Origin of the sequence: Paenibacillus sp. FSL H8-0122 (assembly GCF_038005345.1) — a bacterium.
In the GTDB taxonomy this organism is placed as follows: domain Bacteria; phylum Bacillota; class Bacilli; order Paenibacillales; family Paenibacillaceae; genus Paenibacillus_AQ.
In genome coordinates this window covers 1,637,156-1,660,848 of the sequence record NZ_JBBOTB010000001.1, presented here as the reverse complement: position 1 = coordinate 1,660,848, position 23,693 = coordinate 1,637,156, and the positions used below count along the sequence as shown (strand labels likewise).

The window sequence follows — 23,693 nt, the reverse complement described above, 5'->3', positions numbered from 1 at the left end:
TACAATACTTCCTTCCCTTCGCAGAAGCGGCTTCGTCAATGAACAACGGTTCGCGCACATGCTACAGGGAAGCTAAGTATAAGACAGATCATAACGTTTCCAAATCGTCCTTTGGGGAATCGTCCTTCGGGGACACATGGTATCCTGATCCTTTCTTTAGTTTGATATGTTCTGAATAGATTATACCACGCGGAGGGGCCACTCTAAACAGTTTCCACTAAAAATAAGCAATCAGCCCGGATTCCGCAGCAGACGGTTGACGGTCTCGCGGCGGACGCCGATCAATTGTCCGATCTCTTCCTGTGTCAGCAGATCTGTGAGCTGTGCGCCATGAGAATATTCGGTCAGCCAGCGGGTCAGCAGGGCCATCCGCTCCCCCGGCGTTCCAACCGTGAGATGATCGAGCCTCGTCTGCATGAACCGCACCTTCTCCTGAAGCAAAAGGGCGATCTCCATCACCTTCTCAGGCTTCTCCCTCAGCTCCCGGTACCATTCTGCAGCCGGAATCAGCTCGACCTCACTTTTCATCATTGCCACTGCGGTTCCATGCGCCTCCTTCGGCGAAATGAGGGAATGATGCGGAACGGTCTCACCCGGATATAGCAGGTTGAACAATACCATGTTCCCGTTCTCATGCAGTCTCGTGACCTTGAACAGTCCGCTCTTCACCTTGAACAGGTTCTGGCCGCCGTCACCCTGGCGGAATAAGACCTCACCTCTATGCAGAATCATTTCGCATTCTCCTTTGCCTTCTCTGTATATATATTTTTAATTATACCGAAATAAGACACCAAATTGGAGGGGCAAGCGTAAAACAGTCCTGTTACAGGGTCTAAATGGCAAAAACCGCCTGGGAGCAGAGGTCTGTCTCTGCTCCCAGGCGGTTCCAGGGAAAGGCAAGATACGTTATTTTGCTGTGATCGGCTTCTTCCAGAGCCCCAGGATCAGACCGGAAATCACGGAACCGATCAGCACGGCCAGCAGAAACAGCGCGGCATTGCTGGACAGGAAGGCTACGAACACACCGCCATGCGGTGCGGGAACGTTGAGGTTCCACAACTGGGTAAGTCCGCCGGCTACGGCAGAGCCCAGAATACAGGAGGTGAGCACCCGCAGCGGATCAGCCGCAGCGAACGGAATAGCCCCTTCGGTGATGAACGACAAGCCCAGCACATAGTTGGTTACACCGGATTTGCGTTCGGTCTCCGTGAATTTATTCTTGAAGAACGAGGTGGCCAGGGCAATCGCCAGCGGAGGCACCATCCCTCCGGCCATCACTGCGGCCATCATCATTCCGTTTGTATTGCCGCTGGATGTAAACACGCCGATAGCGAAGGTGTAGGCTGCTTTGTTGAACGGACCGCCCATATCAATGGCCATCATCCCGCCAAGCACCAAGCCCAGCAGAATCTTGTTGCCGGTACCGAGATTGTTAAGCGCATCGGTCAATCCTCCGTTAATCCAGCTAAATAACGGATCGAACAGGAAGAACATAACTGCGCCAGTAATTAGCAAACTGAATACGGGATAGAGCAGAATCGGCTTCAGACCGTCCAGTGTGCGCGGCAGGCCCGAGAAGGCTCTGCGGAGCATAATCACAACGTAGCCGGCCAGGAACCCGGCAGCCAGACCGCCGAGGAAGCCCGAATTGGAGTTAAGGGCCATCAGACCGCCGACCATACCCGGCATCAGCGCAGGCCGGTCACCGATGCTCATCGCGATAAATCCGGCAAGGATCGGAATCAGGAAGTGGAAGGCTCCGTCTCCGCCGCCAATGCTCTGCAGCAGCTTGACCAGCGGATTGTCGGGACTGGCCACCTGTTCAATCAGGAAGGAGATCGCCAGCAGAATGCCTCCGCCGACTACGAACGGCAGCATATGCGAGATGCCGTTCATCAGGTCTTTGTAGATTTTGCTTCCAATAGAACCGGACTTCACAGGCGCTGAGCCTTCTTCATTGCGACCAGAGCCGCGGTAGATAGGCGCATCTCCTGCAACTGCAATCCGGATTAGCTCCTCTGACTTGCGGATACCGTCGCTAACCGGACGCTGGAGCACAGGCTTGCCGCTGAAGCGCTCCATCTCCACGTTCTTGTCGGCGGCAACAATGACCCCGCTGGCCCGGGCGATCTCATCTGCGGTCAGCACATTCTGCGCACCCTCCGAGCCGTTCGTTTCGACACGGATATTGACACCCATCTCCTTGGCCTTCTTCTTGAGGGCATCCTCTGCCATGTAGGTATGGGCAATACCTGTAGGACACGCTGTTACAGCAACAACGAAGCTCTGTGAATCCGGGTTCCCGGTAATGATTCGAGCCGGTTCAGCTTGCGGTGCGGCTGCCTTAGGAGCAACCTTCACTGCCGCTGCTTTGGCTTCCGCTTCCGCCTGGGCTTCAGCCTCCGCTTGCTTGGCATCGAATAAGGCGGACACCTCGGCAGGGGTCTTGGCACTCATGATTTGTTCGATGAATTCGCTTTCAATGAGCAACCTGGACAGTGCAGCGAGTGTCCGCAGGTGCATATTTCCAGCTCCGTCCGGCGCGGCGATCATGAAGAATATGTGGGCCGGCGCTTCATCCAGGGAGGCAAAATCAATTCCGGCGCTGCTCTTCGCAAATACTACCGTTGCTTCGCTAACGGCCTTGGTCTTGGCATGAGGCATAGCAATGCCTCCGCCGATGCCTGTGCTGGACTGGGCTTCACGCTCCAGAATCTTCTCCTTGAACAGCTTCGCATCCGTGATGCGTCCGCTGGCCGCGAGGCTGGCAATCAGCTCGTCAATGACCCCTTCCTTCGTTGTCGCCTGCAGCTCCATAATCATCGTTTCCTGTATCATTAAATCTGTAATTTTCATCAATTCTCAACTCCCCGAATGTACTTGAACCTGTTAACCTCTGTTATTCATAGCTGAGATATGGCAATAAGCGGACGAAGCTCTTCAATCAATGCCCGGTCTGCCAGATCATCGGAGAACGCTGTGGCACTTCCTGATGCCACACCGGCACGGAATGCTTCCAGCACATTCCCTGTCAGCGACAAGGTGCCCACGAATCCGGCAATCATCGAATCTCCCGCACCTACTGAATTCCTCACCTGGCCCTTAGGAGCGCTGGCATGGTATACTTCTTGCCCGGTAAGGAACAATGCGCCTTCGCCAGCCATCGAGACCAGCACGTGCTTGGCACCACCCGTAAGAAGCTTGCGTCCGTAAGTGATAATCTCTTCTCTGGTACTGATCTGAACACCGAACAGCTCTGCCAGCTCATGGTGATTCGGCTTGACCAGCAACGGCCCCCGGGATAAGGCGTCCTGCAAGGCCTGCCCGGTCGTATCAATAACGAACTCCGCGCCCTTCTGCCTGCATACTGCAATCAGTCTGCTGTAGAAATCTCCACCCAGCGAAGGTGGCGTGCTGCCTGACAGGATCACAATGTCACCCGGCTTCAGGGCTTCCAGCTTAAACAGCAGCGAAGACGTCTCGGTCTCCGTAATGACAGGCCCGGCTCCGTTAATCTCTGTCTCCTGCCCGGCCTTAAGCTTGATATTGATCCGGGTATCGTCCGCAATATGAACGAAGTCGCCGGAGATCCCCTCCTGGCCCAGCCAGGTATCAATGTATCCGCCGGTGAAGCCGCCCAGAAATCCGGTGGCCGTATTCTCAACGCCCAGCTGCTTCAGAACGCGGGATACGTTGATTCCCTTCCCGCCGGGCAGCTTCATATCGCGCTTCATCCGGTTGAGTCCGCCTAGTGTTAACTCTTCTACCTCCACGATATAATCGACGGAAGGATTGAGTGTCACAGTATAGATCATCATTCATCCCTCATTTATAATGTTTGTCTTCCCATCCCGTCACACCAGTGTATAATCCACATCCAGCTTCTCAAGCTGCCTCCTGAAGCTATCCGGTGTGCCCGTATCCAGAATGCAGTGATCCATCTCCTGCAGATCTGCAACCTTGCAGAAGGAGATCTGCCCGATCTTGCTATGGTCGGCCAGCAGGATCGTCTGCTTCGCTACAGCGATCATTTTGCGCTTGGTGGCCGCTTCCAGCATATTCGGCGTCGTAATCCCTTCGCGGATATCCAGCCCGTTGGTGCCAAGGAAAGCCTTATCCACCCGCACCATATCCAGCGAGCGTTCGGTCATTGGTCCGACAAAAGCCATGGTATCCGGCCTTAGCATCCCGCCTGTAATAGACACCTCAATATGGCGGCAGTCCTTCAGCTCGTTCAGCGCCATGATTGAGTTGGTAATGACCTTGAGATTGCGGAACGATTTCAGCGCCCGGGCAATCTGCAGGGTAGTGGTACCTCCGTCAAGGAGAATGGCATCACCATCCTCAATCATCTCCACAGCCTTCCCGGCAATCCGCAGCTTCTCCTCCAGGAACCGGTCTTCCTTGTCCGTAACCGCCGCTTCAAAGTTCACACTCTGCAGGGATACCGCCCCGCCATGCGTACGCTTCAGCAGCCGCGCTTCCTCCAGCTCCTTGAGGTCCCGGCGTATGGTCGATTCCGAGACGGACAGCTCCTGGCCCAGCTCCTGAACCGAAGCTCTTGTATGCTTCTCGACAAACAGCAGAATCATCCGTTTGCGTTCTTCTTCAAACATGCAGCTCACTCCTTAGGATGTGCAGCTACCCGCTGCTGGATTCCTATATATACAGTAACTACCTGAATTGAAAGATAAGATGACTGGATTCAAATCACTTGTGACTGATGTTGATCATTTGTGCTCATTTATGATTGTAACAGCGTTTTCATGAACTGTAAAGAGGTTACTATTCCAGCCGGATACACTACTGCTGTAAGTATTCGCGTATGCTCTGCTCATTTATGCTCATTTCAGCCTTGTAACTATATCATCCGGTGCGGCAAATTACCTCCCGATTGCCCATTTCACAATGGCAGCGGGCGACATATTTATATTACATATGGGGAAAAGCGGGTGAACAGGAGATGGCCTATTACAATAACAACGGATATGGCAGCGCGGGCGGTAACGGCGGTAATGGCAGCAATGGCGGCATTAACGGCCATGGAGGGAGCGGCAGTGACGGCCCAGTAGAAACCGAGGAGCTCAGTGCAGAGGATTATGCGATTATTGCCGCCGGCTTTGGCGTGCTCGGGGAACTGTTTGCTTTTTTCTCTCTGGTAAAAGCCAAGCAGGTGACCAAGGAAACCGGCGGACAGGTAGGTCCCGGCATCGACCCCGTGCTGTTCGTACAGAACCGCAAAAAAAAAGCAGCCAGACGAAAGTCCCGCCGGCTGCGTTGATCCCTTATATTTTCCGAATCCATCGCTTAATTCAAAGGTATGACATCATGCTTCGCAAATATGGTCTGCACTCTCTCCCGCAGCTCCTCTTCGGGCAGAAGGACAATGACAATAATATGCTCCAGATCAGCATGCTTCGCATACGCCTCCGCGTCATCTTGCGGAATCCCCATTCCGATCAGGCTGACCGCAAGGCCGTCTGTCTCCAGATCCGCCCCCGCGAGCTTGCGGGCTGCCGGACCTGCTGCGACCGCAGAATCCGCGACCATATCCAGGCCTACCCCAAGCCCGCGGGCTGTTCCGTACAAGCCATTATTCCCCTGCCCCGTCTCCACTTCTCCAATCGCGGCATCCTTGCTGATGATCTCCAGCGTGTTCTTCTGCTTCGTGACAGCTGAGATATGCTTCGCCTTGATCCCACTCTTCTTCAATTCTTCGATCGCCAGCACCGCATCACTCCGGTGTCCAAAAATCCCCAATACCAATGTCGGCATGCGGCATCCCTCCTATTACTGCTACTGCAATATTTCCACTCTGCTACTGCGATATTACCACTCCGCCTGTGGCTTGAATCCCGCATGTGGCGGCGGCTCCCGGTCAGGCCTGAATCAATCTCTTCTAATTGGGTTATAAAGATACGTATACATAAACATAACTTAAGAGATAGGGGGGGCTGCTGTGCTTCAAAGCAAGTATTTTCGGACCTGCCTGGCCATTATCGCCTTTTTGACGATTCTGTACCTGGGCTCGAAGGTCATTTTTCTGTTCACACCGCTGGTATCTATCATTCAACTGCTGCTCGTACCCATGATGCTGTCGGGCTTTATGTATTATCTTCTGCGGCCGATTGTCAACTATCTGGGGACCAAAAATGTTAACCGCGGGCTGTCCGTCCTGCTGATTTATCTTGTGTTCGCCGGACTGTTCGTCTTATTCTGGGTGCTGGTCTGGCCTACACTGCGCGAGCAAATCCAGAATTTCATCGACAATACGCCATATCTGGTCGAGGGTATACAAAACCAGTTCAACAAACTGCAGAACGACCCGTCACTCTCCCGCTTCTTCAAGGGTGACACGGATGTGACCACACGCCTGACGGAGTATTTGAACAGTGCCATTAACTGGGTGACCAATTCGATGTCCAACCTGATCACAGTGATCTCCAGTATTGTCGTGGTTATCGCTACCCTGCCGATCATTCTCTATTACATGCTGAAGGACGGGCACAAGCTGTCCCCGATTCTTCAGGGCCTGATTCCGAAGAAATACCGCAAGGAAGGCCAGGAGATGTTCAAGGATATCGACTCTGCACTCAGCGGCTTCATCGTTACACGTGTCCTGCTTAATGTGGTGCTGGGCATCTTGCTATACATCGGATTTTTGCTGATCGGCCTGCCTTATTCTCTGCTGCTCGCCGTGATCTCCATCCCGCTGAATTTCATTCCCTATGTGGGCTCGCTGCTGGCGGCGGTTCCCGTTGTTATCGTGGGGTTCATCGAATCGCCTTCACTCGCGATCTGGTCAGCCGTCGTCATTCTGATCGCGCAGCAGATTCAGGATAACGTGCTGTCACCGGTCATCTATGGCAAGTCGCTGGATGTTCACCCGCTCACAACAGTGCTGCTTGTACTCGTGGGGGGCGACTTCTATGGACTGATCGGCGTCCTCATTGCGCTTCCGGTCTATATGATTATCAAAATCATCTTCCTGCGCATTTACGAGATCATTGTCGCCGAACGGGTGGATCAACCCGTACCCGAGCCAGGTGCTCCGCCGGGGATTGAGATTGAGATCGTCAAGGACGATAAGGTATAGTAAAACAACCCCACAAAGTGGGGCTTTAGCGTAGGTGATCACTCAGGTACTTTGCGGGGGCCCCAAAACATATAAATTCTTATCTTTTAATAAAAAGCCCTCCGGCGCTGATGATCTCCGCGCCGGAGGGCTTTTCAATGTACACGCTTGAATGTATCTGGACTTCATCCCCGCAGCGAGCGGACCACGAAAGTGTGGTTGCCCTTAGGCAGGTTCTGCCCGTCACGCAGCGTCACGGAGCCTTTGGTATGTGCGATGATCGTCGCATTGAATGCAACCAGCTGGTCCCCTTTCCAGACAGTAACCGCTGATTTGAAATAGACGGCATTATCAAACTGCAGACGTTCTCTCATAATATATCCGACCGAATGGAGAACCGGGGGCAAAGCCCTCTCTTTGGGAGCCAGAGCCTTGATGTACACAATATCGCGGAAAGGGACGGCAATCTCCTGATGCCCGATGACGGCTACCGAAGCTGCAAGATCCCATCTGCGCAGAACGCCTTTCATAATCGTATATGGCTGCTCGCCGCAGTACATAATGACCGGTCTGCCAACCCAATGCTTCATGGCTCCACGCCCTTCCCTGTGCCTGAACTACTTATACCTTCGGTATGGACCAGTCTATGCCCTTAAGCCCATGCTGCTCCAGATACTGGTTGGCCTGAGAGAACGGGCGGCTGCCGAGAAATCCGCGGTGTGCTGAGAACGGGCTCGGGTGCGGGGACTGGATCACCTTGTGTCTGCTGCGGTCAACTACCGCGCCCTTAAGCTGGGCATGACTGCCCCACAGGATGAAGACCATCGGTTCCGTCCGCTCGTTCAGCTTCTCCATAATGGCATCCGTGAAGGTCTCCCAGCCCAGCCCCTTATGCGAATTCGGCTGGCCCTCGCGTACTGTCAGTACGGCATTGAGCATCAGCACACCCTCTTCCGCCCAGTGCAGCAGCGATCCGTGGCCCGGCACCTCCAACCCGAGATCACTGTGCAGCTCAGCGTAGATATTGCGCAGAGACGGCGGAATCCTTACACCCGGCTCTACCGAGAAGCTAAGGCCATGGGCCTGTCCGGCGCCGTGATAAGGGTCCTGTCCCAGAATGACTACCCGGGTCTTACTGTAAGGCGTCAGCTTCAGCGCCGAGAACAGCTTGTCCTTCGGGGGATAGACTGTATACTGCTTGTACTCGCGTGCCAGGGCATAGCGCAATTCCTCAAAGTAAGGCTTCTGCGTCTCTTCCTGCAGCACTTCATCCCAATCGTTGCCAAACATTCGGTTCTCCTCCCAAATACCCTGCTATTAGTATTGTTTCATTACCTGTTATTAACCAGAATAACAGGAACTTATTTGCGGCCATAGTCCGCCTTGATCTCGCCCCATGACTTCGTCTGCCATTTCAGCACCTTGTTGTCATAAGTATGGCTGCGCAGCCAGCTCTCCGCCCGGTCAATCAGCTGCCAGATCTCCTCTGTAGAGGCATCCCGGGGCAAGGTCGTGGCCACCTTTTTCTGCTTGACCCATTTCATTGCATTGACAGAATCACTATAGACCGTCTTGCTGCTGCCTTCCTGCTTAAGATGAGCCAGCGCGTGCACAATCGCCAGGAATTCTCCGAGGTTATTGGTGCCTTTACGGATCGGACCGCAGGAGAAAATCACATCCCCGGTCTGGGTATCCACGCCTTTGTATTCGACCGGTCCGGGATTCCCCCGGGTGCCTACATCCACGGAGATGCTGTCATAATCGATCTCCTCAGATGTCTCCACTCCGGCACTCCGGCTCCAGGACTTGCCTGACTTGCTTGTGCCGGAAGTCCCTGAAGCTGCCGCACCCGTTCCCCAGTTGCCCTTCCAGCCTGCCTTGAAGGCTGTCTCAGCAGCCGCCTTGCTCTCATAGGACTTATATTTTGCTCCGGTATAATGATCCGTCTGCGCCTGACATTCCGCCCATGTATTGTAGACTCCGGGCTGCTTGCCTTCCCAGACAACGTAGTATTTCTGCTTAGCCATTCCTATTGCTCCCTCCTGCCGGTGTATCCTTATCCAGAATAATATTGTACTGCATACTGCGTTCATATTGAAGTCTGAATACACCCGCACGCCTGCTTCCCTCCCGAATATCTGTCTGGATAATTACCGGCAGGCGCGTTCATACTAATACGGCAGCTCAGTCCAGCACAGCCAGCGTAGTATCAATAATGGTCTGGAGCTTGCCTTCATCCCTCGTTGCCTTGACCATAACCCGCAGTCCAACCAGGGCATTGTGCAGATAAGCAGCAAGCGCCGGAGCTGCATGCCGGGAGGAGAGTTCTCCAGTCTCCTGTCCATGCAGGATCAGCTGTTCCATTAATCTCTCGGTATTCAGAAAAGCTTCATTGGCCCGCTCAGCTGCTTCCGGATCATGAGCCGACAGCTCCACTGCCGTATTCACCAGCATACAGCCCTTCGGCTCCGCTTCACTTCTATAGACTGTGGCTTCGAATAAGAGGCGGATGGCTGCCTTGGCAGAGGTGATGCCTTCGATCCGGCTCTCCAGCCTGGAGCTTTGAATGGAAGCAAAGCGTTCCAGCGCTTTTATATATAAGGTATGCTTGTCTCCAAAGGTGTCATACATGCTTCGCTTGTGAATTCCCATGCCGGCTACAAGATCCTGCATTGACGTCTTCTCATAGCCCTGCTGCCAGAAAATCGTCATTGCCTTGAGCAATACATCATCAATGTCAAACTCTTTGCTTCGCGCCATGATCATGCTCCTTTCGCGGTCTATTTTACCATTTATAGAACGATCGGTAAATATTATTGTAGCAGTGTTAACTAGATCACATCAATTCCGCACCAATCATTCTATATTAATTTTAAGGAAAATACCATCAGCATTACACACCCCAAGGAGGTTATCACATGAGAAAACTCGCAGTAATACTTGCGGCATTCACCCTGACCCTGCTGATCGGATGCGGCAACAATAACAAAAGCACAGAGAACACTAACACCTCAGCGAACACGGGCAATACGGCTACCGCTGCCCCGGATGCGGTCACTTCAGCTTCAGTGGTCGACAACGGCGAAGCCTTCAAGAAGGCGATCAGCAAGGACGGCACCTGGATTGCAGCCACCCTGAAAGACCTGAGCTTCTCCGAGGAGCTTGTGGTGGACGGACAATTCATTAACAAGGAAGAGCCTGCCCGCAAAATCGCGCTCTATACCCAGGATGCCGATCACAACATCACGAACTCCTTCAAGCTCACCGCCCCCAAATTGACGATCCGCAGCGAGAATGCCCGGATTCAGGGAGGAACCTTTGTGGGTGATGTCTATGTGGAGGCTGACGGCTTCGCCGTCGTGAATGCCACCATTGAAGGCAATATCTATTTCTCCGATGCCAAGTACCAGGCTACCTATACGGCAGCTGATCAGGGTAAGGTAACCGGCGTCACCGAAGTGAAAAAATAATGCGGCAGGGTGCGGGGTGTTCCTCTTCGGGCAAGCGGCCGGGGAGGATACCCCTTTTTCTTGTTCCTGTCCGCGAAAAGGGGTGCTGGCCTAATGAAGTTCATCCGTAAATATGCTATTCTTCCTCTTCTGCTCCTGATGCTCTCCTCCTGCGGCGGACAGGATGTAGCGGAGCCGGAGCCGCAATACCGGATTCAGTCCGGCCATGATCTGAGTATTCTGACAACGAGCGACACCCATTATTTAGCGCAGGAGCTAAGAGATCTCGGACCTGCCTTCCAGCAGTTTCTGGCTGCCGGTGACGGCAAGCAGCTCGGCTACAGCAAGGAGATGATGGAGGCGCTGGGCTATGATATCGGAATCCGCAAGCCGGATGTGGTGATTATCAGCGGGGATCTCAGCAACAACGGGGAAGAAGCCAGCCATAAGGAGCTGGCCGGACATCTGAAGCGCATTGAGCAAGATACCGGAACCCGGATCTATGTGATCCCGGGCAATCATGATATCCGGAATCCCTGGGCCCGGAGCTTCCGCGATAAGCGCCAATATGCCGCAGATTCCGTGAGCGTCAAGGCATTCCGCCAAATCTACGGCAGCTTCGGTTATGATGAGGCCCTGCTGAGAGACGAGGATTCGCTCAGTTATCTGGCCGCCCCGTCGGAGGATCTGTGGCTGCTCATGCTTGATACTGCACAGTATAAGGACAATAAAGCACTGGGACATCCCCAGCTGGAGGGACGGGTCAGCGGCCGGACCCTGGAATGGATCGCCGCCTGCGGCGCGAAGGCCGCGGCCGCAGGCGCGCAGCTCGTGACGGTCATGCATCACAGCCTGCTGAATCACAGTGAATTCATTCAGGAGGGCTTTACTGTAGAGGACCATGCCAAGGTTACAGATGCCTTGATGCAGAGCGGTGTACGGACGGTTCTCAGCGGGCATATACACATTCAGGACATCAGTGAATATAGCCATGACGGGGAGCGTATCTATGATATCGCCAGCAGCGCTTTATCTGTTTTTCCCCATCAATACGGACTCTTAACCTATTCCTCCGCCCGTCAGACTCTGGATTACAGCACGGTAAGATTAGGGATGGAGCAATGGGCAGCAGCCACCGGCAATACCGATCCGAATCTGCTGGGCTTCAAGGCCTACAGTGAAGCCAGCTTCCACAAGCGGTCTGCCACCCGGAGTTATTCCCGTCTGGCTGAAGACCCCGCTTATGCCAGCTATACGGAGGCTGAGCTGAAGCAAATGGCTGACGTTGTCGGAAGGCTGAACGAGAATTACTTCGCAGGCTCTGCCAGTACGGGCAATGCCGCCGTGACCGCCACAGCAGGCTTCCGGCTCTGGCAGGACGCCCCGGCAAGCGGAACGAGAAGCTATGTTCTGGAGATGGCCTCGCAGCAGCCGAAGAACAATCATGAACTGCATGTCCAGCTTCCTCAGCGGTAATGTTTGAAAAACTGGAAACAGGTGTAAAATAGACAAGTATGCTTACACCTACTGCTGAGGAGATGATGATCACCATGTTCACACGTATGGATGAGATTATGATTGAAATCCCGGACGTCGAGAAACCAGATCCTAATGCTGCAGCAGCCGTTCAAGAGCTGCTCGGAGGCAAATTCGGTGAAATGTCAACACTCAATAACTACTTGTACCAGTCCTTCAACTTCCGCTCCAAGGACAAGCTGAAGCCCTTCTACGACCTGGTAATGAGCATTACCGCCGAGGAGCTGGGCCATGTTGAGCTGGTCTCCCACGCCGTGAACAAATGTCTAAGAGGTTCCACGGCTTATAAGAAACCGGATTCCACGCCGCTTGCGGCTGTTAAAGACGCACGGCTGTCTTATCATTTCCTGGCAGGCGCACAGGGGGCCATGCCGTTCGATTCGATGGGCAATCCATGGACCGGAGCCAATGTGTTCAACAGCGGCAACCTCGTGGAAGATCTCCTGCATAACTTCTTCCTGGAGTGCGGGGCCAGAACCCATAAAATGAAGGTCTACGAAATGACCGACCACCCTGCAGCCCGGGCGGTAGTCGGCTTCCTGCTTGTCCGTGGAGGTGTTCACGTGGTCGCTTACGCCAAGGCGCTGGAGATTGCCACAGGCGTCAATGTTACCAAGCTGGTGCCTATTCCTTCCTTGGACAACAAAGCATTCAATGAAGCCAGAAAGTACGAGGAAAAAGGCGTTCATACGAAGCTGTACACCTGGAGCGATAAGGATTTCAGCTCCATTGACCAGATCTGGAAGGGTACTCACCCCGAGGACGGGCTTCCGCTTGAGGTCATTCAGGGCGTACCGGAAGGCTTCCCTATCCCCGAGGCCCCGGAATTGAAGGAAGAATTCGCACCGGGCATCTCTGCCGAGGAATTCAAGGAGATTGCCAAACGGCTTAAAATGGCCGGGAATATTCATGACTAGCAGCCGGAGCCAAGCATAGCGAATAATATCACCCATAGAGAAGCGGATGTCCCGGAAGCCATGAACTGGCTGCCGGAACATCCGCTTTATTTGGGAATGGATTCTTCTAAGATCTCTGCCTTATAACTCCGGTAACTCCGGCTCAAGCAGTAGTAGGGTATCGGCAACAGCCCGCCCATTCACAAGCAGCACTATGGTATGCTCTCCGGGATAGTGCTTCCGTGTAGTCAGGTTGGCCCAGCGGTGGGTCCGTGTACCGGAGAGTCTGGTGCCGCCGGGCACGGTTTTGTCGGATAACAGAAACAGCTTGCGCGAGGTCTTGCCGCCGGCCTTGACGAAGTTGATCCCGTATTCAATGCGGATGCGTACCGGTCCGCCCTCCCGGATGGTCAGAGCGTATTGCAGCTCACAGTGCTCTCCGATCCGCAGTACAGCCGGGTCTGCCGTGAGGACAGCCGAGCTGACCAGCGGGGTGCCGCTCTCCTCCGGAGCATATCCGAACAGCTCCATGATCTCAGGATCTGCCTTGCGGATCAGTGAGCGGCAGCCATGCCGCACAATCCAGTTCGTGTTCGCGTTACTGCCCAGCCAGCGGCGGGCGGTAGCTATCACGATATCGGGGTGATCCTTCGCGATATCGTTCAGGTTGTTGGCTACACTTTTGCGCACATAGAGTGACGGGTCAGCCTTCAGCTTCTCCAGCAGCGGCAATAGCGGAGACGGATCGCGCTTGAACACCGGCAGTGCCTGGCCCCAAGGCAGGCGGGGACGGCATCCCTCACTGGCGAGCCGCCGCACATGCTCCCCCGGATGCTCCGCCCAGACCAGCATCTGGTCTATCATCGCTTGCGGATCACGCAGCAGGAACGGCCTGACGGCAAATTCCGCCGAGGACCTCTGGGTGAACCGCTCCAGCGCCTCCATCGACAGCTCCCAGTGCTCCCCGCTTCCGCCATACACCTCCACGAAATCCGGGAAGATCAGATACGGGAAGCCGACACAGTCCTTATCTATCGCATACAATATCTTCAGCGCTTCCTCATAGGCCGGGGGCAGGCAGCTGCCCAGTGTCTCTGTAATCCTCCGCATCCGCGCCTTCAGCTCCAACTCCTCCCATGGCTCCTTCATCGCCTCAGCCATGAAGCGGTCTGGCTCGAACGAACCGTAGACGGCTTTAATTTTCATTCCCAGGCTATGCAGGAATTCTTGGTTGTACATTGCTTTCAAGGGTTCGGCCATTCTTGAGTTCCTCCTGCTGGTGTAATTAGATTCTCTTAATAATGAGAGCATACCATACGAACCGGACATCCCTGTGTCAACTTTCAGCTGGATATATATACACCAACTATAGCCTATGTTCAAATCCGGCAGCCTGTCGTACAATAAGGTTTAAGTTTTTTTGCCCGCTGACGATGTACTACCTCATGAAAGGACTGGGACTTTTGCCACAGACACTTGTTAAAAACATTGATTTTTTCGTAGCCGCACTGTCACAGACCTTCGTATCCGCCCTCCAGCTTGACCCTGACGGAATGTACTCCCAGGTAGGCAGCGGAGTCGTTGAGAAATTCTCTGATGAGTATGTCCGGCTGAAAAGATTCGACGGCACCACCTCGCATTACGCCCGCGATATTACGAAATTCCAGCACAACCATGCCTGAGAAGGCTTCGGGGTCTCTTCATCAGAGGAGAAGCAGCGCTCGCCTGTGATCCTTCCTCCCCTCTTCAAACGCAGACCCTGGACCCTGATCCGGGTCTGTTTTTGCGTTGACTTTTCACAAAATATTAACGTGTGCATTCCAATAAACTATTGACTTGACGCTGCTGGAGAACTAAACTGAAATCGTTAACAATTCCATGTACCCGGGGAGAACCTATGATTACCATCAAAGATATTGCCCGTGTTGCCGGTGTATCCCATACTACCGTATCGAGGGCGCTGAACGGCAACCCGCTGATCAAGAAGGCCACCCGGGATAAGATTGAACGGATCGCCGCCGAAATGAATTATGTGCCGAATTACAGTGCCAAGAGCCTGGTCACCAAGAGATCGTTCATCATCGGCTTGTTCTTCTCCAGTATTGAGCAGGGGACTTCCGCAAGCTTCCTGGTGGATGCCATCAAAGGCATTACGCACAGTCTGGATGAGAACTATAATCTGACGGTGAACGGGATCGACGGTGTGCAGCATTTCAGCAATATTCAACCGCAGCGCTTCGACGGCATTCTGGTCATGAGCCAGAGCGATGAAGACAATGCCTTCATCTATCATGTGAAGAAGACGGGCATTCCGCTAGTGGTGCTGAACCGCCAGCTGGAGGACCCCGGCATCATGAACGTGGTCGCCAATGACCGCGAAGGCGTCAAGGAAGCGATTGATTATGCTGTGCAGCAGGGTCACCGCAAGCTGGCTATTATTGAAGGCAAGCCCGGCTTCAAGTCCTCAAGCGAACGTAAGCAGGGCTTCCTGGACAGTCTGATTGCAGGCCGGCTTGCGCTGAATCCTGATTATTTTGCCCCGGGAGATTACAGCATTGAGAGCGGATATGCGGCGATGAGCAAGCTGCTTAGCCTGGAGGACCGGCCTACGGCGGTGTTCTGCTCCAATGATGATATGGCGATTGGCGCCATGAATGCCTGCTATGCCCACAAGGTGCAGGTGCCGGAGCAGATCTCACTGATCGGGTTCGATGATATGATGTTCGCCCGCTATACGAATCCTGCCCTGACCACGGTCCGCAAGCCGATTGCCGAGATCAGTGAGCTGGGCATTACCATGCTGATCCAGCTGCTTCAGCAGCCGGAGACCCCGCCGCAGCAGCTGTTCGTTAAGACTTCGCTGGTGGTAAGGGATACGGTTGCCGGAGTATAACTCTATCAGTACCCCACTCGCTATTTTCTGCAGATACGGAGCCTTCCTGGACAAGAGAAGGAATTCCGGATCTTGCTTAAAATAAAATGTTAACGTGTGCAATTTATCACTGTATTCTAAAGGAGATCATGACCACTATGACAAACCGTTTATCCAGAAGCACTCACCCGGGGCTAACCCTCCATCCGGAACGGATGATTCAGTTCGGCGAAGGCAACTTCATGCGTGCGTTCGTAGACTGGCAGCTGCAGCAAATGAACAATCAGGGTCTGTTCAACGGAAGCGCTGTCCTCATTCAGCCCATTGCTCAGGGACCCGGAGGAGTAGCTGATCTGATGGCCGCTCAAGACAACCTCTACACAGTGCTGCTTAATGGCATCATGGACAACGAGACCGTCAATTCCCGCGAAATTATCAGCTCGGTCAGCCGGGTGATTAACCCATACATGGATTATGAAGCTTATCTCGCGCTCGCCGAGAATGATGATCTGGAGTTCATCACCTCCAATACTACCGAAGCCGGCATTGCCTATCTTCCAGGCGACCGCGCAGACGATGCTCCCCCTAAGAGCTTCCCGGGCAAGCTGACCGCCCTGCTCCACCGCCGCTTCGAGCTTGGCAAGAAAGGCTTCGTTATTATTCCTTGCGAGCTGATTGACCGCAACGGCGAGAAATTGCAGGAGATCGTAGAACGTTATGCGGCTGACTGGAATCTTGGCGCAGAATTCCTGCAATGGCTGAAGTCCGAGAATACCTTCTGCTGCAGTCTGGTGGACCGGATTGTTCCTGGTTATCCGCGTGACCAGGCTGCTGCTCTCGAAGCTGAGCTCGGCTATCTCGATAACGTAATGGTGACCGCAGAGCCGTTCCTCTTCTGGGTCATTGAAGGACCGGAGTCTCTGGCAGAGCGCCTGCCGCTGGCTAAGGCCGGACTGAATGTCGTGGTGACACCGGATATGACGCCTTACCGTGAACGCAAGGTTCATCTGCTGAACGGACCGCATACCGCTATGGTCCCTCTGGGCCTGCTTGCCGGTCTTGAGACGGTTGAGGACGTCATGAATGACAGTACCTTCTCCCGCTTCGTGAAGCAATTGATCGAAGAGGAGCTGATCCCTATGCTGGATCTCCCTGCCGATGAGCTGCTGTCCTATGCCGGCGCTGTGCAGGAGCGGTTCCGCAATCCGTTCATCCGCCATGAGCTGACCTCGATCTCGCTCAACAGCATTTCCAAATTCAAGGCCCGCCTGCTCCCGGTCTTGCTTCGCTACCAGCAGGAACGCGGCAAGCTTCCGGAGCGGATGACCCTCGCCTTCGCCGCCCTGCTGCTCAGCTACCGGGGCGACCGTATTCCCCGGCAGGACGGCGCAGAGGTACTGGCGGTGTTCGATCAGGCCTGGAGCCAGCCGGCCAGCTTCGTGAACACAATTCTTGCCGACACCAGCCTGTGGGGACAGGATCTGACCCGGCTGCCGGGACTGGCTGATGCGATTGCCGCCCATTTGCAGCAGCTGGAGCTTGAAGATTCCCGCGCAGCATTACAGGAACTCGTCGGCTGAACCGGCGTGTTTGTACGAAGGAGCTCAGGAAAGCGCAGAATCACTAACTTTTAGGAGGGCCAACATGAAGAACTTAATGAAAATGAACCCGAGAGATACGGTAGCTGTAGCCTTACGGCCGATTGCTGCCGGAGAAGAACTGACAATAGACGGACTGACGCTTCAGGCCGCCCAGGAGATTCCGCAGGGTCATAAGATTGCCCTGACCGGTTTCAGCAGCGGAGACATCATTACCAAATACGGTTCCCCGATCGGCCATGCCACGGCTCCGATTGCCGCAGGCGACTGGATTCATACGCATAACATCAAAACCAATCTGTCCGGCGAGGAAGAATACGAGTATGTGCCTGATGTCCATCCGGTGATCTATCCGCGCCGTGATCTGACCTTCCAGGGATACCGTCGGAGTAACGGCAAGGTGGGCATCCGTAATGATCTGTTCATTATTCCGACCGTGGGCTGTGTGAACGGCGTTGCCGAGCAGATGCTTCAGGAGTTCAAGGCCGAGCATCCCGATCTTGGCGGATTCGACAACCTGACCGTGCTGAAGCATCCTTACGGCTGCTCCCAGCTGGGCGATGACCACCGCATGACCCGCAGCATTCTGCTCGATGCCGTCAATCATCCCAATGCAGGCGGTGTACTCGTCTTCGGCCTTGGCTGCGAGAACAATATCGTCTCCGAGTTCCGCAGCATGCTGGGCGATTATGACGAATCCCGGGTTAAATTCCTGGTGGCCCAGGAGGTAGGCAATGAGCTGGAAGCTGGACTTGTCCTGCTGGAGGAGCTGTATGAAGCCGCAGCGAACGACGTCCGTGAGCCGGTTCCGCTCAGTGAGCTGAACATCGGGCTGAAATGTGGCGGCTCTGACGGTTTCTCCGGCATTACGGCCAACCCGCTGCTGGGCGCATTCTCCGACTTCATCATCTCCCAGGGCGGAACCTCGGTGCTGACGGAGGTGCCGGAAATGTTCGGTGCGGAGAAGGTGCTGATGGCCCGTGCAGAGAGCAAGGAGGTCTATGATGATATCGTCTCGCTGATCAATAACTTCAAGCAGTATTTCCTCTCTTACGGCGAGCCTGTCTATGAGAATCCGTCTCCGGGCAACAAGGCTGGCGGCATCAGCACGCTGGAGGACAAATCGCTCGGCTGCACCCAGAAGGCCGGATCGTCGCCGGTGGTGGATGTATTGCAGTATGGCGTGAAGCTGCGCAAAAAAGGGCTGAGCCTCTTACAGGCTCCCGGCAACGATCTGGTTGCTGCGTCTGCGCTTGCCGCTTCCGATTGCCAGCTCGTGCTGTTCACAACTGGCCGCGGCACGCCGTTCGGCAGCTTTGTGCCTACAGTCAAGGTGGCGACCAACAACGACCTTTTTGCCAAAAAAGGCCACTGGATGGACTTCAACGCAGGTCCCCTGCTGGAAACGCCGATGGCCGATGTGCTGGAGGAATTCATCACGTATATCATTGATGTCGCCAGCGGCCAAAAAACACGGAACGAGCAGAATGAAGTGCGTGAGCTGGCTATTTTCAAAACAGGCGTTACCTTGTAGAACTTATTCCAATCCATTCAAAGGGAGATCCTACTCATGTTCCTAAACGAGGACTTCATGTTGTCCGGCGAAACAGCACGGCTACTCTTTCATAATCACGCCAAAACCATGCCCATTATCGATTACCATTGCCATCTGGACCCGCGCGAAATCTATGAGGACCAGCCCTTTGAGAATCTGACCGCAGCCTGGTTGTACGGGGATCATTACAAATGGCGGCTGATGCGCGCAAACGGCGTGCCTGAATCGCATATTACCGGCGACGCCTCTGATTATGATAAATTTCTGGCCTGGGCCCGTACACTGCCTAAGGCAGTAGGCAACCCGCTGTACAGCTGGACGCATCTGGAGCTCCGCCGTTTCTTCGGTGTAGAGGAGCTGCTGAATGAAGCCACGGCGCCGGCCATCTGGGAGAAGGTCAACCGTAAGCTGGCTGAACCGGGCTTCACCCGGCGCGGCCTGATCCGCAGCAGCGGTGTCAAGGTGATCTGCACCACCGATGATCCGGCAGATTCCCTGGAGTATCACAAGCTGCTGAGTGAGAGTGAGACTGCCTTCCAGGTGTTCCCGACCTTCCGTCCTGACAAGGCGCTGAACATCGATGCCGAAGGCTTCCACGCCTGGATCGGGAAGCTGGAGTCGGCCTCCGGCCTGCCGGTTAAGAGCTATGCCGCGCTGCTGGAGGCCCTGCGTAACCGGGTTGCCTTCTTCCACGAGCAGGGCTGCCGCCTGTCGGACCATGCGCTGGATGTCCTGCGTTACGAAGCGGCTGCGCCTGAGGTGGTGGAAGCTATTTTTGCCAAAAGAATGCAGGGAGCTGCGCTATCACCGGAGGAAATCACCCGCTACCGCACAGAGCTGCTGACTGCGCTGATCGGCTTCTATCATGACAAGGGCTGGACCATGCAGCTTCACCTGCATGCCTACCGCAACAATAATACGCCGATGTTCCAGCGGCTTGGACCGGATACCGGCTATGACGGCATCAACGATCTGCCGCTGACCACAGCGCTGTCGCAGCTGCTTGACCGGGCCGAGAGCGGCAGCGGCTTGCCGAAGACGATCCTCTACTCGCTGAATCCCGGCGACTACCCTGCCCTGCTCGCTCTGCTGGGCTGTTACCAGAAAGATACCCCCGGCAAGCTCCAGCTTGGCTCCGGCTGGTGGTACAACGATACGCGCAGCGGCATGCGCCAGCAGCTGACTCTGCTGGCTGAGGGCAGCCTGCTCGGCAACTTCGTCGGCATGCTGACCGATTCGCGCAGCTTCCTGTCGTATACCCGGCATGAATATTTCCGCCGGGTCCTGTGCGGACTGCTCGGTGAACTCGCCGAACGCGGGGAAGCGCCGGATGACCTCGAAGTCCTCGGGGCTATGGTCCGGGATATCTCCTACAATAACGCAGCCGGGTATTTCGGCTTCCAGACTGCCGGCAGCGAAGCCGGAGTCACCGTCTAGATGGAGGCATGCTGAAGATGCCGACTATCTATATCGCCGGAGACTCTACCGCCGCCCAGAAGGGCGGCGGGGAATGGCCGATGGCCGGATGGGGCGAGTACCTGCGGCAATACGTCAGCCGGAAGGTGCGGATTGAGAACCGGGCCATCAACGGACGGAGTACACGCTCCTTCCTGGCTGAGGGCAGACTGGCAGACCTGGAGCGGGACTTCCTCCCCGGAGATTTCCTGCTGATCCAGTTCGGCCATAATGACCAGAAGCTGGAGGACCCTCTCCGTTACACGGAGCCGCATACCGATTACCGCGAGAATCTCAAGGTATTCATCGATTCTGCCCGCAGCCGGGGCAGCTTCCCTGTGCCGCTGACCTCCGTGAGCCGCCGCCGCTTCACTGCGGACGGTGAACCGGACCCGCAGGCTGTCGGACTCTATCCGCAGGTTATGCGGGAGGTTGCAGAGGAGACCGGAACACCTCTGCTTGATATTTTTGCCGCCTCCCAGCAGCTCTACCGCAGACTGGGGACCGAAGCATCAGCCGGGCTGTTCATGCACCTGCCGCCGGGTGCCCGCCCCAACTACCCGGACGGCATTACCGATGACACGCATTTCTCCCAATCCGGAGCGCAGCAGATCGCAGCGCTGGTAGCCGAAGCGCTCGCACAGTGTGAGGAGCTGAGGCTGCTGCACCCGTATCTGCGGGTGTAATTGGGGGATGCAGGGGAGTGTGTCGCGCGGATTAGGTTATGCATCGGCCTGTGGAGCATTGCAAAAGCAGCGCATATTATTCGCCCTTCCTACATGTTGCTTCACTCCTCAGTCAGCATGATCAGGCCGCTTGTGACCACTTTCGGACACAGGCGGCCTTCTTCGTGGGAACCCGGCCCTTCGGTGCTCCATGCGAACTCTTATATCTGAATACAAAGGAGTCTAACCCTATGACCGTTCCGTTTCACCTGGGCGTCCGTGCCCATGACTTCAAGCGGTGTCCGCTGCCGCAATTAATAGATAAGCTGAAGGAGCATGGCTTCCCGGCAATTCAGTTTGCGCTGCATAAGTCTTTTCCAGAGAGTGTGGCGGAGCTTGGCGCACTAAGTCCGGGTGCTGCTGCGTACTATGGCGATACCTTCAGACAAGCCGGTATCAAGATTGCAGTCCTCGGCTGTTATGTGAACATTATTGATGCTGACCCTGCCAAGCGCGCGCAGGCGCTGAGCGACTTCAACACTCATCTGCGGCTGGCCCGTGACTTCGGCGCAAGTCTGGTAGGGACAGAGACCGGCAGTATGGGTCAGGGGTATACACCGGATAATTTCACGGAGGAGGCTTTTCTGGAGGTCGTTGCCTCGGTTAGCGCCATGGTTGCTGAGGCCGAACGGTTCGGAGTAACTGTGGGCATCGAGGCAGGCGTCAACCACCCGCTCTACACGGCCCCGTTAGCACGGCGTCTGCTGGATACCGTGGCGTCCAATAACCTGCAAATTATACTGGATGCCGCGAATCTGATGACCCCGGAGAATTACCTTCAGCAGGAGCAGATTGTGGCACAAGCGCTGGAGCTCCTCGGAGACCGGATCGCGGTTCTGCATCTGAAGGATTTCACCGTTAAGAACGGCGCCATCGACATCGTTCCTGCCGGACAAGGCATGCTGGACTTCGCCCCGCTGCTCCGCTACATGAAATATAAGCGCCCGCATATCCAGGGCCTGCTGGAGAGCACTCCTGAGGAATATCTCCAGGCCAGCGCGCAATTCCTGCGGAAGATATATAACGAGGTTTAACAAAAGTGCTCTGTGGATGGATGTTGAGTGCTGGATGAGGGTAATCTTGCACAAATTGCAGCATTTCCCCCAACTTATACACTCATAGCTGGAATTGTTGCACAAAAGGCAGGAATCCTCCTCTAACTAAGCATCCTGGCCTGCACATTCCTGCATTTCCTGCAACAATCCTCTGGCAAGCCCCGGTTTCAGGGTAGCCAAGTTGCATAACTTGCAACATTTGAGTTATTTGAGGGTATTTGCTCTAAACGAGCGGTTCACTAAGCAGCGCGCTTAAACAGCGCGCTCTAGGTATAGCAAACAGACCGCCCATAGTTAACCGGGCGGTCTGTTGCTTGAGGCTGCTATTCCCCGGCCTCGGGGGAAATCACACCTTTTTTGAGAATAATATTCCCGTAGAGCGCCTCTTCCCCTGTAATAAGAATGGCGTAGCTGTGCTTGGAGCGGTCATAGAAGTCAAAACGCTCTTCATACCCCACCTGCACCGCAGGATCATGCCGGGTAAGAATCTCCTTGTACGTGTCCCATATCACAGGGACTGTGGGGTCTCCCTCTACTACAGCCATGAAGGCCGCCTGAGCCGGAGCATAATGATCCAGCGGTAGCAGCTCCAGGATGGCGTCAAGCAGCCGGGGGATACCGATTCCGTCAGCCCGCAGCACCCGGGAATGCAGCGCATGTCCCGGATAATTGGCGTCTGCCAGCACCAGCTCATCCCCGTGGCCCATCTCCATCAGGGTGCGGACGAGCTCGGGGGAGAGCAGTTTGGGTATTTTTTTGAGCATATTCCTATCTCCTCTCGGCTTCATTACATTCCGTAAAATGATCTCAGCGCCACCAGCTCCTCAATCCGGTGCGGCGGCAGCTCACGCTCTCCCCCGATCATGCGGGTCAGGAAGGTCAGCTTCGCCGTATACTCAAGCCGCTCCATGTTCATATAAGCAGCCATTACATCCTTGCCCCAGGTCAGGGCCCCGTGGCTCTCCAGCAGCACAGCGGTCTTCTTGCCCAGGAAGGGAGTCAGTGAATCCGGGATCTCTTCGGTCGAAGGCGTCCCGTATATCGCCAGTGGAATGTCCCCCATGGCAATGACGGATTCCGGCATCATCATTTTGTCCAGCGCTTCACCCTTGATGGCAAAAGCGGTAGCATACGGCGGATGCGCATGAACCACCCCGCCCATCTCCGGCAGCTCGTTGTAGATCTTCAGGTGCATCTTCACTTCCGTGGACGGCCGGTAGCCCTCCGCTGCATCCAGAATCTCTCCCTGCAGATTGACTTTGACCAGCATATGCGGCTGCAGATAGCCTTTGCTGACTCCTGTGGGCGAAGTAATGACCTCGGTGGCCGACAGGCGGGCGGAGATATTGCCGTCATTGGCCGCGATGAAATCCTTGTTGAACAGATTCCGGCCGATATCGCAGATTAGGCGCCGTAGTTCTTCTTCATGATTATTCATAATTGCCCCCTTGATTGCTACTTGATTGCTGTATGATTG

General features: G+C 54.9%; 24 protein-coding genes. 12 read left to right on the top strand and 12 right to left on the bottom strand.

What is annotated here, in order from left to right; translation table 11 throughout:
• Nucleotides 1-231: 231 nt before the first annotated feature.
• The 4 genes from NSS64_RS07020 to NSS64_RS07005 all read right to left on the bottom strand — a co-directional run bounded on the left by NSS64_RS07020 (nucleotide 232) and on the right by NSS64_RS07005 (nucleotide 4,616).
• Nucleotides 232-732: a Crp/Fnr family transcriptional regulator gene (locus NSS64_RS07020; protein WP_036731809.1), complete on the bottom strand. Its 501-nt coding sequence runs from the start codon at nucleotides 730-732 to the stop codon at nucleotides 232-234.
• 174 nt (nucleotides 733-906) lie between these two features.
• Entirely contained in the window at nucleotides 907-2,856 is a 1,950-nt protein-coding gene (locus NSS64_RS07015; RefSeq protein ID WP_341139684.1) for a PTS fructose transporter subunit IIABC, read from the bottom strand.
• Nucleotides 2,857-2,903: 47 nt separating this feature from the next.
• A complete protein-coding gene (gene pfkB, locus NSS64_RS07010) occupies nucleotides 2,904-3,815 on the bottom strand; it encodes a 1-phosphofructokinase (protein WP_341142779.1) in 912 nt (303 codons plus the stop codon).
• A 39-nt stretch (nucleotides 3,816-3,854) separates the two neighbouring features.
• Nucleotides 3,855-4,616, bottom strand: a complete 762-nt coding sequence (locus NSS64_RS07005; protein ID WP_340939402.1) for a DeoR/GlpR family DNA-binding transcription regulator — start codon at nucleotides 4,614-4,616, stop codon at nucleotides 3,855-3,857.
• A gap of 347 nt (nucleotides 4,617-4,963) precedes the next feature.
• Between NSS64_RS07005 and NSS64_RS07000 the strand changes: the two genes are divergently transcribed.
• A complete protein-coding gene (locus tag NSS64_RS07000) occupies nucleotides 4,964-5,281 on the top strand; it encodes a hypothetical protein (RefSeq protein ID WP_341139683.1) in 318 nt (105 codons plus the stop codon).
• A 26-nt stretch (nucleotides 5,282-5,307) separates the two neighbouring features.
• Here the strand turns inward: NSS64_RS07000 and NSS64_RS06995 are convergent, their stop codons facing one another.
• Nucleotides 5,308-5,775 (bottom strand): hypothetical protein, encoded by a 468-nt coding sequence (locus tag NSS64_RS06995; protein ID WP_340939400.1) that lies wholly within the window; start codon nucleotides 5,773-5,775, stop codon nucleotides 5,308-5,310.
• Between the two features lie 184 nt (nucleotides 5,776-5,959).
• On the opposite strand from NSS64_RS06995, the gene NSS64_RS06990 reads away from it, so the two are divergent.
• A complete protein-coding gene (locus NSS64_RS06990; protein WP_340939399.1) occupies nucleotides 5,960-7,096 on the top strand; it encodes an AI-2E family transporter in 1,137 nt (378 codons plus the stop codon).
• A gap of 164 nt (nucleotides 7,097-7,260) precedes the next feature.
• Here NSS64_RS06990 and NSS64_RS06985 read toward each other — a convergent pair whose 3' ends face one another.
• From NSS64_RS06985 to NSS64_RS06970, 4 genes are all read right to left on the bottom strand, one after another.
• Nucleotides 7,261-7,665: a hypothetical protein gene (locus NSS64_RS06985; protein WP_076079955.1), complete on the bottom strand. Its 405-nt coding sequence runs from the start codon at nucleotides 7,663-7,665 to the stop codon at nucleotides 7,261-7,263.
• A gap of 31 nt (nucleotides 7,666-7,696) precedes the next feature.
• Nucleotides 7,697-8,365 (bottom strand): uracil-DNA glycosylase, encoded by a 669-nt coding sequence (gene ung / locus NSS64_RS06980; protein WP_076079956.1) that lies wholly within the window; start codon nucleotides 8,363-8,365, stop codon nucleotides 7,697-7,699.
• A 71-nt stretch (nucleotides 8,366-8,436) separates the two neighbouring features.
• Complete coding sequence (rnhA, locus tag NSS64_RS06975) at nucleotides 8,437-9,102, bottom strand: ribonuclease H (RefSeq protein WP_076079957.1); 666 nt, start codon at nucleotides 9,100-9,102, stop codon at nucleotides 8,437-8,439.
• Nucleotides 9,103-9,259: 157 nt separating this feature from the next.
• Nucleotides 9,260-9,835: a TetR/AcrR family transcriptional regulator gene (locus NSS64_RS06970; RefSeq protein WP_340939398.1), complete on the bottom strand. Its 576-nt coding sequence runs from the start codon at nucleotides 9,833-9,835 to the stop codon at nucleotides 9,260-9,262.
• 158 nt (nucleotides 9,836-9,993) lie between these two features.
• On the opposite strand from NSS64_RS06970, the gene NSS64_RS06965 reads away from it, so the two are divergent.
• From NSS64_RS06965 to NSS64_RS06955, 3 genes are all read left to right on the top strand, one after another.
• The gene (locus tag NSS64_RS06965) at nucleotides 9,994-10,545 is read left to right on the top strand and encodes a hypothetical protein (RefSeq protein WP_341139682.1); all 552 of its coding nucleotides are present in this window, start codon (nucleotides 9,994-9,996) and stop codon (nucleotides 10,543-10,545) included.
• A 93-nt stretch (nucleotides 10,546-10,638) separates the two neighbouring features.
• The gene (locus NSS64_RS06960; RefSeq protein ID WP_341139681.1) at nucleotides 10,639-12,000 is read left to right on the top strand and encodes a metallophosphoesterase; all 1,362 of its coding nucleotides are present in this window, start codon (nucleotides 10,639-10,641) and stop codon (nucleotides 11,998-12,000) included.
• Between the two features lie 74 nt (nucleotides 12,001-12,074).
• On the top strand, nucleotides 12,075-12,977 hold the full coding sequence (locus NSS64_RS06955) for a manganese catalase family protein (protein ID WP_341142778.1): 903 nt from the start codon (nucleotides 12,075-12,077) through the stop codon (nucleotides 12,975-12,977).
• A gap of 120 nt (nucleotides 12,978-13,097) precedes the next feature.
• Here NSS64_RS06955 and NSS64_RS06950 read toward each other — a convergent pair whose 3' ends face one another.
• On the bottom strand, nucleotides 13,098-14,216 hold the full coding sequence (locus tag NSS64_RS06950; protein ID WP_340939396.1) for a DNA alkylation repair protein: 1,119 nt from the start codon (nucleotides 14,214-14,216) through the stop codon (nucleotides 13,098-13,100).
• A 203-nt stretch (nucleotides 14,217-14,419) separates the two neighbouring features.
• Here NSS64_RS06950 and NSS64_RS06945 point away from each other — a divergent pair, with 203 nt between their 5' ends.
• The 7 genes from NSS64_RS06945 to NSS64_RS06915 all read left to right on the top strand — a co-directional run bounded on the left by NSS64_RS06945 (nucleotide 14,420) and on the right by NSS64_RS06915 (nucleotide 22,195).
• On the top strand, nucleotides 14,420-14,638 hold the full coding sequence (locus NSS64_RS06945) for a hypothetical protein (RefSeq protein ID WP_036698535.1): 219 nt from the start codon (nucleotides 14,420-14,422) through the stop codon (nucleotides 14,636-14,638).
• A gap of 215 nt (nucleotides 14,639-14,853) precedes the next feature.
• Nucleotides 14,854-15,849 carry a LacI family DNA-binding transcriptional regulator gene (locus NSS64_RS06940; protein WP_340939394.1) on the top strand — a complete coding sequence of 332 codons (996 nt, stop codon included), beginning with the start codon at nucleotides 14,854-14,856 and terminating at the stop codon, nucleotides 15,847-15,849.
• 137 nt (nucleotides 15,850-15,986) lie between these two features.
• Nucleotides 15,987-17,408 (top strand): tagaturonate reductase, encoded by a 1,422-nt coding sequence (locus NSS64_RS06935; protein WP_340939392.1) that lies wholly within the window; start codon nucleotides 15,987-15,989, stop codon nucleotides 17,406-17,408.
• Between the two features lie 64 nt (nucleotides 17,409-17,472).
• Nucleotides 17,473-18,960, top strand: coding sequence for a UxaA family hydrolase (locus tag NSS64_RS06930; RefSeq protein ID WP_340993631.1), 1,488 nt, complete (start codon nucleotides 17,473-17,475; stop codon nucleotides 18,958-18,960).
• Between the two features lie 36 nt (nucleotides 18,961-18,996).
• Nucleotides 18,997-20,418 (top strand): glucuronate isomerase, encoded by a 1,422-nt coding sequence (uxaC, locus tag NSS64_RS06925; RefSeq protein ID WP_341139680.1) that lies wholly within the window; start codon nucleotides 18,997-18,999, stop codon nucleotides 20,416-20,418.
• Between the two features lie 17 nt (nucleotides 20,419-20,435).
• Complete coding sequence (locus tag NSS64_RS06920) at nucleotides 20,436-21,122, top strand: rhamnogalacturonan acetylesterase (RefSeq protein WP_341139679.1); 687 nt, start codon at nucleotides 20,436-20,438, stop codon at nucleotides 21,120-21,122.
• Between the two features lie 230 nt (nucleotides 21,123-21,352).
• Nucleotides 21,353-22,195 (top strand): sugar phosphate isomerase/epimerase family protein, encoded by an 843-nt coding sequence (locus NSS64_RS06915; protein WP_341139678.1) that lies wholly within the window; start codon nucleotides 21,353-21,355, stop codon nucleotides 22,193-22,195.
• Nucleotides 22,196-22,539: 344 nt separating this feature from the next.
• On the opposite strand, the gene fucU is transcribed toward NSS64_RS06915, so the two are convergent.
• The gene (fucU, locus tag NSS64_RS06910; protein ID WP_341139677.1) at nucleotides 22,540-22,980 is read right to left on the bottom strand and encodes an L-fucose mutarotase; all 441 of its coding nucleotides are present in this window, start codon (nucleotides 22,978-22,980) and stop codon (nucleotides 22,540-22,542) included.
• Between the two features lie 23 nt (nucleotides 22,981-23,003).
• Complete coding sequence (locus tag NSS64_RS06905) at nucleotides 23,004-23,654, bottom strand: class II aldolase/adducin family protein (protein ID WP_341139676.1); 651 nt, start codon at nucleotides 23,652-23,654, stop codon at nucleotides 23,004-23,006.
• Nucleotides 23,655-23,693 lie beyond the last annotated feature (39 nt).

What these genes read in the sequence shown, in the direction of transcription:
- NSS64_RS06985 (WP_076079955.1), bottom strand. Translation starts at nt 7,665, where the DNA reads ATGAAGCATTGGGTTGGCAGACCGGTCATTATGTACTGCGGCGAGCAG.
- NSS64_RS06920 (WP_341139679.1), top strand. Translation starts at nt 20,436, where the DNA reads ATGCCGACTATCTATATCGCCGGAGACTCTACCGCCGCCCAGAAGGGC.
- pfkB (WP_341142779.1), bottom strand. Translation starts at nt 3,815, where the DNA reads ATGATCTATACTGTGACACTCAATCCTTCCGTCGATTATATCGTGGAG.
- NSS64_RS07015 (WP_341139684.1), bottom strand. Translation starts at nt 2,856, where the DNA reads ATGAAAATTACAGATTTAATGATACAGGAAACGATGATTATGGAGCTG.
- NSS64_RS06930 (WP_340993631.1), top strand. Translation starts at nt 17,473, where the DNA reads ATGAAGAACTTAATGAAAATGAACCCGAGAGATACGGTAGCTGTAGCC.
- rnhA (WP_076079957.1), bottom strand. Translation starts at nt 9,102, where the DNA reads ATGGCTAAGCAGAAATACTACGTTGTCTGGGAAGGCAAGCAGCCCGGA.
- NSS64_RS07000 (WP_341139683.1), top strand. Translation starts at nt 4,964, where the DNA reads ATGGCCTATTACAATAACAACGGATATGGCAGCGCGGGCGGTAACGGC.
- NSS64_RS07005 (WP_340939402.1), bottom strand. Translation starts at nt 4,616, where the DNA reads ATGTTTGAAGAAGAACGCAAACGGATGATTCTGCTGTTTGTCGAGAAG.
- NSS64_RS06950 (WP_340939396.1), bottom strand. Translation starts at nt 14,216, where the DNA reads ATGGCCGAACCCTTGAAAGCAATGTACAACCAAGAATTCCTGCATAGC.
- NSS64_RS06915 (WP_341139678.1), top strand. Translation starts at nt 21,353, where the DNA reads ATGACCGTTCCGTTTCACCTGGGCGTCCGTGCCCATGACTTCAAGCGG.
- ung (WP_076079956.1), bottom strand. Translation starts at nt 8,365, where the DNA reads ATGTTTGGCAACGATTGGGATGAAGTGCTGCAGGAAGAGACGCAGAAG.
- NSS64_RS06955 (WP_341142778.1), top strand. Translation starts at nt 12,075, where the DNA reads ATGTTCACACGTATGGATGAGATTATGATTGAAATCCCGGACGTCGAG.
- NSS64_RS06935 (WP_340939392.1), top strand. Translation starts at nt 15,987, where the DNA reads ATGACAAACCGTTTATCCAGAAGCACTCACCCGGGGCTAACCCTCCAT.
- NSS64_RS06995 (WP_340939400.1), bottom strand. Translation starts at nt 5,775, where the DNA reads ATGCCGACATTGGTATTGGGGATTTTTGGACACCGGAGTGATGCGGTG.
- uxaC (WP_341139680.1), top strand. Translation starts at nt 18,997, where the DNA reads ATGTTCCTAAACGAGGACTTCATGTTGTCCGGCGAAACAGCACGGCTA.
- NSS64_RS06965 (WP_341139682.1), top strand. Translation starts at nt 9,994, where the DNA reads ATGAGAAAACTCGCAGTAATACTTGCGGCATTCACCCTGACCCTGCTG.
- fucU (WP_341139677.1), bottom strand. Translation starts at nt 22,980, where the DNA reads ATGCTCAAAAAAATACCCAAACTGCTCTCCCCCGAGCTCGTCCGCACC.
- NSS64_RS07020 (WP_036731809.1), bottom strand. Translation starts at nt 732, where the DNA reads ATGATTCTGCATAGAGGTGAGGTCTTATTCCGCCAGGGTGACGGCGGC.
- NSS64_RS06970 (WP_340939398.1), bottom strand. Translation starts at nt 9,835, where the DNA reads ATGGCGCGAAGCAAAGAGTTTGACATTGATGATGTATTGCTCAAGGCA.
- NSS64_RS06960 (WP_341139681.1), top strand. Translation starts at nt 10,639, where the DNA reads ATGAAGTTCATCCGTAAATATGCTATTCTTCCTCTTCTGCTCCTGATG.
- NSS64_RS06905 (WP_341139676.1), bottom strand. Translation starts at nt 23,654, where the DNA reads ATGAATAATCATGAAGAAGAACTACGGCGCCTAATCTGCGATATCGGC.
- NSS64_RS06940 (WP_340939394.1), top strand. Translation starts at nt 14,854, where the DNA reads ATGATTACCATCAAAGATATTGCCCGTGTTGCCGGTGTATCCCATACT.